The organism is Pseudomonas sp. PLMAX (assembly GCF_046042685.1).
GTDB lineage: Bacteria > Pseudomonadota > Gammaproteobacteria > Pseudomonadales > Pseudomonadaceae > Aquipseudomonas > Aquipseudomonas putida_AE.
Map to the genome: position 1 here is coordinate 1,162,262 of NZ_CP064949.1, position 12,087 is coordinate 1,174,348.

General features: G+C 62.3%; 11 protein-coding genes. 6 read left to right on the forward strand and 5 right to left on the reverse strand.

Annotated elements, in window-relative coordinates; genetic code table 11:
• The first annotated feature begins 5 nt into the window (after positions 1–5).
• The gene (locus tag DKB71_RS05190) at positions 6–1,103 is read left to right on the forward strand and encodes an amino acid ABC transporter permease (protein WP_274073939.1); all 1,098 of its coding nucleotides are present in this window, start codon (positions 6–8) and stop codon (positions 1,101–1,103) included.
• 13 nt (positions 1,104–1,116) lie between these two features.
• The gene (locus DKB71_RS05195) at positions 1,117–1,881 is read left to right on the forward strand and encodes an amino acid ABC transporter ATP-binding protein (protein ID WP_003171943.1); all 765 of its coding nucleotides are present in this window, start codon (positions 1,117–1,119) and stop codon (positions 1,879–1,881) included.
• Between the two features lie 70 nt (positions 1,882–1,951).
• On the opposite strand, the gene DKB71_RS05200 is transcribed toward DKB71_RS05195, so the two are convergent.
• Positions 1,952–2,920, reverse strand: coding sequence for a LysR family transcriptional regulator (locus DKB71_RS05200; protein WP_274073938.1), 969 nt, complete (start codon positions 2,918–2,920; stop codon positions 1,952–1,954).
• 194 nt (positions 2,921–3,114) lie between these two features.
• Here DKB71_RS05200 and DKB71_RS05205 point away from each other — a divergent pair, with 194 nt between their 5' ends.
• From DKB71_RS05205 to DKB71_RS05220, 4 genes are all read left to right on the forward strand, one after another.
• On the forward strand, positions 3,115–4,614 hold the full coding sequence (locus DKB71_RS05205; RefSeq protein WP_408599785.1) for an efflux transporter outer membrane subunit: 1,500 nt from the start codon (positions 3,115–3,117) through the stop codon (positions 4,612–4,614).
• A gap of 146 nt (positions 4,615–4,760) precedes the next feature.
• Complete coding sequence (locus tag DKB71_RS05210; RefSeq protein WP_408599786.1) at positions 4,761–6,953, forward strand: FUSC family protein; 2,193 nt, start codon at positions 4,761–4,763, stop codon at positions 6,951–6,953.
• Positions 6,943–7,143 carry a DUF1656 domain-containing protein gene (locus tag DKB71_RS05215; protein ID WP_015096751.1) on the forward strand — a complete coding sequence of 67 codons (201 nt, stop codon included), beginning with the start codon at positions 6,943–6,945 and terminating at the stop codon, positions 7,141–7,143. The genes DKB71_RS05210 and DKB71_RS05215 overlap by 11 nt, the downstream gene beginning before the upstream one ends.
• A 10-nt stretch (positions 7,144–7,153) precedes the next feature.
• Positions 7,154–8,008 (forward strand): HlyD family secretion protein, encoded by an 855-nt coding sequence (locus tag DKB71_RS05220; protein WP_274073935.1) that lies wholly within the window; start codon positions 7,154–7,156, stop codon positions 8,006–8,008.
• A 151-nt stretch (positions 8,009–8,159) separates the two neighbouring features.
• Here DKB71_RS05220 and DKB71_RS05225 read toward each other — a convergent pair whose 3' ends face one another.
• The 4 genes from DKB71_RS05225 to DKB71_RS05240 form a co-directional block, all read right to left on the reverse strand.
• Positions 8,160–8,984 carry an SDR family oxidoreductase gene (locus DKB71_RS05225; RefSeq protein ID WP_408599787.1) on the reverse strand — a complete coding sequence of 275 codons (825 nt, stop codon included), beginning with the start codon at positions 8,982–8,984 and terminating at the stop codon, positions 8,160–8,162.
• Positions 8,985–9,018: 34 nt separating this feature from the next.
• Positions 9,019–9,483 (reverse strand): multidrug transporter, encoded by a 465-nt coding sequence (locus DKB71_RS05230; protein WP_274073933.1) that lies wholly within the window; start codon positions 9,481–9,483, stop codon positions 9,019–9,021.
• A gap of 265 nt (positions 9,484–9,748) precedes the next feature.
• A complete protein-coding gene (locus tag DKB71_RS05235; RefSeq protein ID WP_408599789.1) occupies positions 9,749–11,200 on the reverse strand; it encodes a mannose-1-phosphate guanylyltransferase/mannose-6-phosphate isomerase in 1,452 nt (483 codons plus the stop codon).
• A 226-nt stretch (positions 11,201–11,426) separates the two neighbouring features.
• Complete coding sequence (locus DKB71_RS05240; RefSeq protein ID WP_274073931.1) at positions 11,427–12,083, reverse strand: alginate O-acetyltransferase AlgF; 657 nt, start codon at positions 12,081–12,083, stop codon at positions 11,427–11,429.
• Positions 12,084–12,087 lie beyond the last annotated feature (4 nt).

Consider the following 12,087-nt stretch of genomic DNA (forward strand, 5'->3'; position numbering starts at 1 on the left):
AGCGCATGAGCACTCATACTTTCAAACCTGACATGCCGCCACCGAGTCGCAGCATCGGCGTAGTGGCGTGGATGCGCGCGAACATGTTCTCCAGCTGGCTCAACACCCTGCTGACCCTGTTCGCGTTCTACCTGATTTACCTGGTGGTACCGCCGATCCTGCAGTGGGCGATCCTCGATGCCAACTGGGTGGGCACCAGCCAGGCCGACTGCACCAAGGAGGGCGCCTGCTGGGTGTTCATCCAGCAGCGCTTCGGCCAGTTCATGTACGGCTACTACCCGCCGGAACTGCGCTGGCGCGTGGACCTGACCGTGTGGCTGGCGGTCATTGGCGTGGCACCTTTGTTCATCTCGCGCTTTCACCATAAAGCAGTGTATGGCCTGAGCTTCCTGGTGCTGTACCCGATCATTGCCTGGTGCCTGCTGCACGGCGGCGTCTTCGGCCTGACCCAAGTGGCGACCAGCCAATGGGGCGGCCTGATGCTGACCCTGGTGATCGCCACCGTCGGCATTGCCGGTGCCTTGCCGCTGGGGATTGTCCTGGCGTTGGGCCGTCGTTCGAACATGCCGGCGATTCGGGTGGTCTGCGTGACCTTCATCGAGTTCTGGCGCGGTGTGCCGTTGATCACGGTGCTGTTCATGTCCTCGGTGATGCTGCCGTTGTTCCTGCCCGAAGGCATGAACTTCGACAAGCTGTTGCGGGCGCTGATCGGCGTGATCCTGTTCCAGTCGGCCTACGTGGCTGAAGTGGTGCGTGGCGGTCTGCAGGCGATTCCCAAGGGGCAGTACGAAGCCGCCGCAGCGATGGGCCTCGGCTACTGGCGCAGCATGGGCCTGGTGATTCTGCCGCAAGCCCTGAAGCTGGTGATCCCTGGCATCGTCAACACCTTCATCGCGCTGTTCAAGGACACTAGCCTGGTGATCATCATCGGCCTGTTCGACCTGCTCAACAGCGTCAAGCAAGCCGCCGCCGACCCGAAATGGCTGGGCATGGCCACCGAAGGCTATGTGTTCGCCGCCCTGGTGTTCTGGATTTTCTGTTTTGGTATGTCGCGCTATTCCATGCATCTGGAACGCAAGCTCGACACTGGCCACAAGCGTTAGGAGTTCTCTTCAAATGAGCGAAGCAATCAAACAGCCTGTGAGCCCTGAAGGCATTATTCAGATGCAGGGCGTCAACAAGTGGTACGGCCAGTTCCACGTACTCAAAGACATCAACCTCAACGTCAAGCAGGGCGAGCGTATCGTCCTGTGCGGCCCGTCGGGTTCCGGCAAGTCCACCACCATCCGCTGCCTCAATCGCCTGGAAGAACACCAGCAGGGCCGCATCGTGGTCGACGGCGTGGAGCTGACCAACGACCTCAAGCAGATCGAAGCGATCCGCCGCGAAGTCGGCATGGTGTTCCAGCACTTCAACCTGTTCCCGCACCTGACCATCCTGCAGAACTGCACGCTGGCGCCGATGTGGGTGCGCAAGATGCCCAAGCGCAAGGCCGAGGAAATCGCCATGCACTACCTGGAACGCGTACGCATTCCGGAGCAGGCGCATAAATTCCCGGGGCAACTTTCCGGTGGCCAGCAACAGCGTGTGGCGATTGCCCGGGCGCTGTGCATGAAGCCGAAAATCATGTTGTTCGACGAACCGACTTCGGCACTCGACCCCGAGATGGTGAAAGAGGTACTGGACACCATGATCGGCCTGGCTGAAGACGGCATGACCATGCTCTGCGTGACCCACGAAATGGGCTTCGCCCGTACCGTGGCCAACCGCGTGATCTTCATGGACAAGGGCGAAATCGTCGAACAGGCCGCGCCGAACGACTTCTTCGACAACCCGCAGAACGACCGCACCAAGCTGTTCCTGAGTCAGATCCTGCATTGATCGAACCCAGGCGATGAAAAAACCCGGACATGGTGTCCGGGTTTTTTTTTACCTGTCGTTCAGCTATGTCTCAGGTCGCCATCCGTGCCCCGGCGAGGCTGCCGCTCAATTCATACGCGGCCAGTTCCGCCTGGTGCGCCGCCAGCAACTCCGGCAATGACCCGCGCAGGTATTCCACCCAGGTCTTGATCTTCGCATCCAGGTACTGCCGCGACGGATAGATCGCGTACAGGTTCAGCTCCTGGGAGCGGTAATTGGGCATCACCCGCACCAGCGTACCGTTGCGCAGCCCGTCGATCGCGGCGTATAGCGGCAGGACACCGACGCCCATGCCGCTGGTGATCGCGGTTTTCATCGCGTCGGCCGAGTTCACCAGGAATGGCGAACTGTTGATGGTGACCATTTCCTGGCCGTCAGGCCCGTCGAAGGCCCATTTATCCAGGGGGATGACCGGGCTCACCAGGCGCAGGCAGGCGTGGTTGAGCAGGTCGCCGGGTTTTTGCGCGCAGCCGTTGGCTTTGACATAGGCGGGCGAGGCGCAAACGATGCTGTAGGTAATCCCCAGGCGCTGGGAGACGAAACCCGAGTCCGGCAGTTCGCTGGCGAGCACGATGGACACGTCGTAGCCCTCGTCCAGCAGGTCCGGCACGCGGTTGGCCAGGGTCAGGTCGAAGGTCACGTCCGGGTGGGTCTTGCGATAGCGGGCGATGGCGTCGATCACGAAGTGCTGGCCGATGCCGGTCATGGTGTGCACCTTGAGCTGCCCGGCCGGGCGCGCGTGGGCGTCACTGGCCTCGGCTTCGGCTTCTTCGACGTAGTTCAGGATCTGCTCGCAACGCAGTAAATAGCGCTTGCCGGCTTCGGTCAGGGCGATGCGGCGCGTGGTTCGGTTGAGCAGACGGGTTTGCAGGTGGGCTTCCAGGTTGGAGACCGCGCGCGAGACGTTGGCCGTGGTGGTGTCCAGTTGCACGGCGGCGGCGGTGAAGCTGCCGGCCTCGGCCACGTAGCTGAAGGCGCGCATGTTTTGCAATGTGTCCATGGGGTGCTCTCGGGTTCGATGGCAAATTGTGACACGAAGTTTCAGGGTCTGAGACCCCGACCAAGGGATTATCGCGTTAACGGTAACAAAGATTCACAGGAATCCCAGCTTATCGCCATCCAGACCGCCCCATAGAATTGCCCCGGTCCCACGGGGACCCGTATGCCTCCTCCCAAATTCAGGAAATCGCAGCAGTGCCGCGTCGCATCAGCAGAGCGCTTCAGCCGCTCAGTGTTTTGGTTTTAACCCTGGCAATCAGCGGCTGCATCGGAACCGGAGGTATTGCCCCACAGGGCAAGGCACTGGAGGCCAATTCACTGGCCACGGACGAAGCGATCCAGAGCGCCGCCCAGGACGCGCACTGGCCCACCGCGCAATGGTGGCAGGCCTATGGCGATCCGCAACTGAACCGCTGGATCGACCTCGCCGTGCAAGGCAGCCCGACCATGGCCATGGCGGCGGCGCGGGTGCGCCAGGCCAGGTCCATGGCCGGTGTTGCCGAAGCGGCGGAGTCGTTGCAGATCAACGGCGAGTCCACCCTCAAGCGCCACAACTGGCCCACCGATCAATTCTATGGTCCCGGTGAGCTGGCCAACACAACCACCTGGGACAACAACGCCGCACTGGGCTTCAGTTATGCCCTCGACCTGTGGGGCCGCGAAAGCAATGCCACCGAGCGCGCCGTGGACATGGCCCACATGACGGTCGCCGAAGCGCGCCAGGCGCAGCTCGAATTGCAGAACAACATCGTGCGCGTCTACATCGAACTCTCGTTGCACTACGCGCAACGGGACATCGTCGAAGCGACATTGCAGCAGCAAGAGCAGATCCTCGAGCTGGCGCAAAAACGCTTGAACGGCGGCATCGGCACCCATTTCGAAGTCAGCCAGGCCCAGACGCCGCTGCCGGAAACCCACCGTCAGATTGACGCCCTGGACGAAGAAATCGCCCTCAGTCGAAATCAACTGGCTGCGCTGGCAGGCAAGGGACCGGGGGAGGGCGCGCAGTTGCAGCCGCCGACACTGGCGCTGGGCGCCGCACTCAAACTGCCGTCGACGCTGCCGGCGCAATTGCTCGGTCAACGCCCGGACGTGGTTGCCAGTCGCTGGCAAGTGGCGGCGCAGGCGCGGGGCATTGACGTGGCGCATGCCGGTTTCTACCCCAACGTCGACCTGGTCGGCAGCCTGGGCTACATGGCCACCGGTGGCGGCGCCCTGGAGTTCCTGACCGGCAAGAAACTCAACTACAGCGTCGGCCCGGCCATCTCGCTGCCGATCTTCGACGGCGGGCGTTTGCGCTCGGAGCTGGGCGAAGCCTCGGCCGGTTATGACATCGCCGTGGCCAAATACAACCAGACGCTGGTCAACGCGCTGAAAAACATCTCCGACCAGTTGATCCGCCGCGAGTCCATGGACAATCAGCAAACCTTCGCCGCCGAGTCGGTGGCTACGGCGCAGAAGACCTATGACATCGCGATGATCGCCTACCAGCGCGGGCTGACCGATTACCTCAATGTGCTTAACGCGCAGACGCTGTTGTTCAAACAGCAGCAGGTGCAGCAGCAGGTGCAGGCGGCGCGATTGAGTGCGCATGCCGAACTGGTAACGGCCCTAGGCGGTGGGCTGGGTGCCGGCAACGATGTACCGAAAGACAGCCAGACCCAGGCACCGAAAACCCCGAGCCTTTTGCGTTGAACACAATACCTGTGGGAGCGGGCTTGCTCGCGAAAGCGGTGTGTCAGGCAACATCACCGTCGACTGACACGCCCTCTTCGCGAGCAAGCCCGCTCCCACAAGGACCGGGTTCTCACCGCACAATTTTAGTTAACTGAGCAGGCTTTATGACCCCCTTGCCCGCACCCTTGCGCTGGCTGTACTCCCTCGAATGGCGCCGGGGCTTCTTCGACTGGGCACGCAGCGATGGCGTGACCTGGGTCTATATTTTCAAGGTGCTGTTCGCCGCGTTCCTGACCCTGTGGCTGGCCATGCGCCTGGAACTGCCGCAGCCGCGCACGGCGATGATCACCGTGTTCATCGTCATGCAGCCGCAAAGCGGCCAGGTGTTCGCCAAGAGTTTCTACCGCTTTCTGGGCACCCTGACCGGCTCGGCAGTGATGGTGGCGTTGATCGCCCTGTTTGCGCAGAACACCGAACTGTTCCTCGGCGCGCTGGCGATCTGGGTTGGTATCTGCTCGGCCGGCGCGGCGCGTTGCCGCAACTTCCGCGCCTACGGTTTTGTCCTGGCCGGCTACACCGCCGCGATGGTCGGGTTGCCCGCGCTGGCCCATCCGGACGGCGCGTTCATGGCGGCGGTCTGGCGGGTGCTGGAAATCTCCCTGGGGATTCTCTGCGCGACCCTGGTCAGCGCCGCGATCCTGCCGCAAACCGCCAGTGCCGCGATGCGCAATGCCCTGTACCAGCGCTTCGGTGTGTTCGCCTTGTTCGTCACCGACGGCTTGCGCGGGCGCAGCCAGCGTGAGGCTTTCGAGGCCGGCAACGTGCGCTTCATTGCCGAAGCGGTGGGCCTGGAGGGGCTGCGCAGCGTCACCGTGTTCGAAGACCCGCACATGCGTCGATGCAACGGTCGGCTCAGTCGCCTGAACAGCGAGTTCATGGGCATCACCACGCGTTTCAACGCCTTGCACCAGTTGCTCGAACGCCTGCGCAGCAATGACACCGATCACGCCGTGGCAGCCATCAAGCCCGGTTTGCAGGACCTCGCCGAATTGCTCGACGGCTTCAGCGGCCGCGCGCTGACCAGTGCCGATGCGGCGCGTCTGGTCTCGGCGCTGACCGCCTACAAGGCCGGTTTGCCAGCGCGGGTGCGCAGCCTGCGGGCGGTGTTCCAGGAGAGCGAGCCGAGCGATTCCGAGCTGCTGGATTTCCACACCGCCTACGAATTGCTCTATCGCTTCGTTGACGATTTGCACAGTTATGCACAGACCCACGCTTCATTGGCCGATCACAGCCACGAGCGCGAACGCTGGGACGAGCCCTTCACCCCGCAAACCAACTGGCTGGTGTCGGCAGCCTCAGGGATTCGCGCTGCGTTCATCCTGGTGGTGCTGGGCAGCTATTGGGTGGCGACGGCGTGGCCGAGCGGGGCGACCATGACCCTCATTGCGGCGGCCACCGTGGGCCTGTCCGCCGCCACGCCGAACCCGAAACGCATGGCATTCCAGATGGCCTGCGGGACGTTTCTCGGCGCGCTGATCGGCTTCGTCGAGATGTTTTTCATCTTCCCTTGGATCGACGGTTTCCCCTTGCTGTGCGTGATGCTCGCGCCGGTGATCGTGCTCGGTTCATTCCTGGCCTCGCGCCCGCAATACGCTGGCGTCGGCCTCGGCTTGCTGATCTTCTTCAGCACCGGTTCGGTGCCGGACAACCTCACGGTCTACAACCCCTACAGCTTCATCAACGACTACATCGCCATGGTGCTCGGCATGCTGGTGTGTGCGGCGGCCGGGGCGATCATTCTGCCGCCGAACAGCCGCTGGTTGTGGCAGCGCCTGGAGCAGGACCTGCGCGGCCAGGTGGTCTACGCCATCAGCGGCAAACTCAAGGGCCTGGCGTCGAGTTTCGAAAGCCGCACCCGCGACCTGGTGCATCAGGCGTACGGTTTCGCGACGGGGCAGCCGCAGGTCCAGCGGCAGCTGTTGCGCTGGATGTTCGTGGTGCTGGAAGTCGGGCACGCGATCATCGAATTGCGCAAGGAGCAGGCGATCCTGCCGGTGCATCCGGCCTATGCCGAGTCCCAGCCGTGGCGCCAGTCCATCCGCGTGATGGGGCGTGCGCTGGTGCGGCTGTTCCTGCAACCGGGCCAGAGCAATCTGGAGCGCGCGTTGATCGCCGTCGATCATGCGATCAGCCGCGTGCAAGCCACCGACGAACCCTTCGCCCCGCACTTCGACACCTCGGCGCTGCGCCGGGTGAAGAGCTACCTGCACTTTATCCGCACCTCGCTACTCGACCCGCAATCGCCGCTCGCCTCCTACACGAACACCAAGCCCCAAGGACTTGACCATGCCCCGTGAAATCGCCTTCCACGGCGTTTACATGCCGACCATGACCCTGATGTTTTTCATTGCGGCGGCGCTGGCCTGGGCACTGGACCGCTTCCTGTCCGGGTTCGACCTGTACCGCTTCTTCTGGCACCCGGCGCTGCTGCGCCTGAGCCTGTTTACCTGTCTGTTCGGCGCCATGGCGCTGACTGTTTATCGTTGAGAATGCTCTGATGAAAAAGCTCTTCAGCCTGCTCGCCACCCTGCTGGTTCTGGCCCTGGCGATATGGATCGGCCGCACACTCTGGGTGCATTACATGGAAACCCCGTGGACCCGCGACGGCCGGGTGCGCGCCGACATCATCAACGTTGCTGCGGACGTCACCGGCGAAGTGGTGGACGTGCCGGTGCGCGACAACCAATTGGTGAAGAAGGGCGACCTGCTGATGCGCATCGACCCCGAGCACTATCGCCTCGCGGTCAAGCAGGCGCAGTCCCTGGTGGCGTCACGCAAGGCGACGTGGGAGATGCGCAAGGTCAACGCCCATCGCCGTGCCGACATGGACAACCTGGTGATCTCCCGGGAAAACCGCGACGACGCCAGCAACCTCGCCGACTCGGCCCTGGCCGATTACCAACAGGCCCAGGCGCAACTCGAAGCCGCCGAACTGAACCTCAAGCGCACCGAAGTGCGTGCGGCGGTGGATGGCTACGTGACCAACCTGAATGTCCATCGCGGCGACTACGCGCGCATCGGCGAAGCGAAAATGGCCGTCGTAGACATGAACTCGTTCTGGGTCTACGGCTTCTTCGAAGAAACCAAGCTGCCCCACGTGCGGGTCGGCGATAAGGCCGACATGCAACTGATGAGCGGCGAAGTGCTCAAGGGCCACGTGGAAAGCATCTCCCGCGGCATCTACGACCGCGACAATCCGGAGAGTCGGGAGCTGATCGCCGACGTGAACCCGACCTTCAACTGGGTGCGCCTGGCGCAACGGGTACCGGTGCGTATTCACATCGATGAAGTGCCGGAGGGGGTGCTGCTGGCGGCGGGGATTACCTGCACGGTAGTGGTCAACGCACTGTAGGAGCGAGCTTGCTCGCGATGAACGAGAGGACACCGCGTGTATTCAGAATGTACGCATCATCGTTGACGTCCATCGCGAGCAAGCCCGCTCCCACATTTGAAATGCGTTCCCCTGTGGGAGCGGGCTTGCTCGCGAAGGCGTCGACCGGGGCTCAGAGCTGCCCACGCAACCCGAACCGCCTCATCAACGCCGACTCCAGCAAGCCCTTGGGCAACAACCCTGCCATCAACGGCAACGCCCGGCTGCCATTGCCAAGACGAATCAGCCGCGGCGGTTTGTTCTGCTGCACGGCCTTGAGCAGCCCCGCGGCAAACTCACTGGCCGGCGTCGGATTGTCCTGGGACGCCTTGGCCCGTGCCCGAATGCCTTCTCGCAGTGGAAACCACGGCGATTGTTCGGTGATCAATTGCTCCGCCTCATGCCCGGCATTCCTGGCAAAACTGGAAGCGATGGCCCCCGGCTGCACCTCCATTACCCGCACGCCAAACGGCGCCAGTTCCATGCGCAAGGCATCGCTCAAGGCATGCACCGCGGCTTTCGACGCGCAATAAGCCCCTGCGAACGGCGTGACCAGAACCCCGGAAACGCTACCGATATTGACCACAATCCCTTTCGCTCGACGCAACACACCAAACATGGCGCGGGTCACGCCCACGACTGCGAACACGTTGGTTTCAAACTGGCGCTGCATCGCCTGCACGCCGCCATCGAGCAAAGGCCCCATCGCACCGTAGCCGGCATTGTTGATCAGCACATCGAGGCCGCCGTGTTGCTGGTTGATCCGTTCGCTCAATTGTTCGAGTGCCGGGCCATCGTTGACGTCCAGTTGCACGGCAATAAAACCGGCAGTGGTCAGCGCTGCGACATCTTCAGTCTTGCGGGCACTGGCCCAGACGGTATAACCAGCAGATTTGAAGGCATCGGCCAGGGCGCGGCCGATGCCACTGGAACATCCGGTAATCAACGCAACGGGCATGGCGCGGTCCTTGTGCAAAAAAGTGGGGGAGAGGTCAGTCGGAGAAAGTGCCGTGCAAACGCTCGGCGCGAAACTCCAGGGTTTCCGGGCGATAGCCGGGGCGCAACGGCGGCATGGGCAGGCAATCTTCCCAGCTACCCCCAGCCTGCAATTCGCCAGGCCCGCGATAGCGAGGGGCGGTGTACTGATTGTCGGCCAGGTTGACGGTGTCGCCCGGCGCATAAGCGGCGACGCGCCAGCGCAACTCGGTCAGCGGCACGTCGTTGCCGTTGCTCATGGTCAATTGCAGCGGCCGGTCGGCAGGGCAATGTTGCGGTGCGTAGCTGATGCGCAGCTCCAGGCGTTCAAGCTGTTTGAGTTCGCGGTGGTCCATCCAGATGACCCAAGTGGCGACGATGCCCAGGCCTACGGCGGCGGCCATGGACACGGGCAAGGCTTTGGTCGGATAGCGCAGGAGCAGGATCAGCCAGGTGATGACCAGCAGGACACCGATGAACATGACGTGAAAACCTTGGGGGATGGAGAGACCATCCTACCTAAGCGTAGGGGAGGTTGGCGATGGGCGAGATTTTGTGGCGGATGTGCTGGCCTCTTCGCGAGCAAGCCCGCTCCCACATTCGATCGCATTTCTCCTGGAAAAACTCGGGCTTGCTCGCGAAGAGGCCAGCCTGGGCAACACAAAACCCGGACAAAAAAAGCCCCCGGTCAACCCGCTGCGGATAGGGGACGCAGCGGGTTGAGCGGGGGCTTAAGGTAAACAGTGCTTACTGCGCGATGGTTTTCACCGACACGCCACGCTCAATCGGGGTCGAACGCCCGTAGATGTCTTCGAACCGCTCGATATCGTCCTCACCCAGATAACTGCCCGATTGCACTTCGATGATCTCGAGTGGAATCTTGCCCGGGTTGCGCAGGCGGTGCACCGAAGCAATCGGAATGTAGGTCGACTGGTTTTCAGTCAGCAGGAACACGTTCTCGTCGCAGGTCACTTCAGCCGTGCCGCTGACCACGATCCAGTGCTCGGCGCGGTGGTGGTGCATCTGCAGCGACAGGCACGCGCCCGGTTTCACCGAGATGTGCTTGACCTGGAAACGCCCGCCCATGTCGACCGAGTCGTAGGAACCCCACGGACGATAGACTTCGCAGTGGTTCTGGGTTTCGCTGCGGCCCTGTTCGTTGAGGGTGTTGACCATCTGCTTCACGCCCTGGACCTTGTCCTTGTGCGCGATCATCATGGCGTCCTTGGTTTCGACCACCACGATGTTTTCCAGGCCGATCACCGACACCAGTTTGCCGTTGCCGTGGATCATGCAGTTCTTGCTGTCCTGGATCACCACGTCGCCTTTGGTGACGTTGCCATTGGCATCTTTGGCATTCACTTCCCACAACGACGACCAGCAGCCGACATCGCTCCAGCCCGCAGTCAGCGGTACGACGCAGGCGCGCTGGGTTTTTTCCATGACCGAGTAGTCGATGGAGTTGTCCGGGCAGCAGGCGAAAGTGGCTTCGTCGATGCTCACGGTGTCGGCGTCCTGGGCGCTGCGCTCCAGGGTCAGCAGGCAGGTGTCGTAGATGTCCGGATCGTGCTTTTTCAGCTCTTCGAGGAAGCGGCTGGCGCGGAACAGGAACATGCCGCTGTTCCAGAAGTAACCGCCGGACTGGACGTACTCGGTGGCGCGTTTCACGTCCGGTTTTTCGACGAAGTGCGAAACGCGGCTGACGCCTTCGGGCAGCAGCGAATCGTTGGTCGACTTGATGTAGCCGTAGCCGGTTTCCGGTTTGGTGGCCGGGACGCCGAACAACACCATTTCGCCGTTTTCGGCGGCGACGGTGGCCAGGGCCAGGGCGCGTTGCAGGGCTTTCTGGTCTTCCAGCACGTGGTCGGCCGGCAGGACCAGCATCAGTTCGTCACGACCTTCGTTGACCAGCATCATCGCGGTCAGGGCCACGGCCGGCGCGGTGTTGCGGCCGAACGGTTCCATCAGGATGCGTTGGGTTTCGAGTTTGCGCGCGGTCAACTGCTCGTTGACGATGAAGCGGTGGTCCTTGTTGCAGACCACGATCGGCGTGTCCATGCCGTCGAACACCAGCCGCTCCAGGGTTTGCTGGAACAGGGTGTGCTCGCCGGTCAGGGCCAGGAACTGTTTAGGGAACTGCTTACGGGAAAGCGGCCAAAGACGTGAGCCGCTACCACCTGACAAGATCACCGGAATCATGTTGTTACTCCTTGAAAATCGTTTGGTTAGAGCTACGAACGCTGTGTCGTTTCACTCTTGTTCTTGTTCCGTGTCCCGGCTGACATCTCGGTCCCTTGTAGGAGCGAGCTTGCTCGCGATGGACGTCAACGAAAACGCGTTCTGTCTGGGTAGACGCGTTGCCCTTGCGTTTTTCGCGAGCAAGCTCGCTCCTACAGGGGGTTAATGGGTCAACCGGTTAAATGTGTTAGCGCGTCGATACCGGGCGTTTTACCCAGACCGGCGACAGGCTGCTGCCGCTGCCGGTGACGTACAGCACGGCGGCTTCACCGCGTTCCAGGGCGACCGGTTTCACGTCGCCGACTTTCGTTGCGCCATCGTATAGCGCCAGGCTGACTTTGACCGGGTTGATTTCACGCTCGCCACGGCCCTTGGCGGCCACGTTCGGGACCACGTCGGTCTTGCCGTCGGCGGTTTTCAGGGTCAGCGCCTTGTCGCTGAGGTTCTGCACGCGCACCAGGGATTTCTGCTTGTTCTTGAACGGCGGCTCTTCGATCAGTTGCGGCGCGCCGCTGGCGTTGTTGACCAGGGTGTAATAGTGGTCGCCGGCCAGTTTCACCGGCAGGGTCTGGCTGCCGACCTTGGCGCTGTAGTCACCGCCCGGCATGAAGCTGAAGTCGCTGCTGGACAGCGGCGCGACATCGCTCAGGTTGGTGCTGCCGACGGTGGCGCTGACTTCGGCGTTGCTGGCGTTGTAGATGCGCACGAAGGACGAGCCTTTCGGTGCGGTCGGGCCGTACAGTGCGGCATCGCCACCGGCGAAGGCCTGCATCGAAAGCACACTCATACCAGCAACCAGTGCAAAGGTCTTGGCGAGACGACGAGGAGTAGTCTTGAAAGTCATGGTA

Excerpts from the sequence above, each read along its gene's own strand:
- DKB71_RS05190 (WP_274073939.1), top strand. The coding sequence starts at position 6 with ATGAGCACTCATACTTTCAAACCTGACATGCCGCCACCGAGTCGCAGC.
- DKB71_RS05230 (WP_274073933.1), bottom strand. The coding sequence starts at position 9,483 with ATGTTCATCGGTGTCCTGCTGGTCATCACCTGGCTGATCCTGCTCCTG.
- DKB71_RS05225 (WP_408599787.1), bottom strand. The coding sequence starts at position 8,984 with ATGCCCGTTGCGTTGATTACCGGATGTTCCAGTGGCATCGGCCGCGCC.
- DKB71_RS05220 (WP_274073935.1), top strand. The coding sequence starts at position 7,154 with ATGAAAAAGCTCTTCAGCCTGCTCGCCACCCTGCTGGTTCTGGCCCTG.
- DKB71_RS05215 (WP_015096751.1), top strand. The coding sequence starts at position 6,943 with ATGCCCCGTGAAATCGCCTTCCACGGCGTTTACATGCCGACCATGACC.
- DKB71_RS05195 (WP_003171943.1), top strand. The coding sequence starts at position 1,117 with ATGAGCGAAGCAATCAAACAGCCTGTGAGCCCTGAAGGCATTATTCAG.
- DKB71_RS05235 (WP_408599789.1), bottom strand. The coding sequence starts at position 11,200 with ATGATTCCGGTGATCTTGTCAGGTGGTAGCGGCTCACGTCTTTGGCCG.
- DKB71_RS05210 (WP_408599786.1), top strand. The coding sequence starts at position 4,761 with ATGACCCCCTTGCCCGCACCCTTGCGCTGGCTGTACTCCCTCGAATGG.
- DKB71_RS05240 (WP_274073931.1), bottom strand. The coding sequence starts at position 12,083 with ATGACTTTCAAGACTACTCCTCGTCGTCTCGCCAAGACCTTTGCACTG.
- DKB71_RS05200 (WP_274073938.1), bottom strand. The coding sequence starts at position 2,920 with ATGGACACATTGCAAAACATGCGCGCCTTCAGCTACGTGGCCGAGGCC.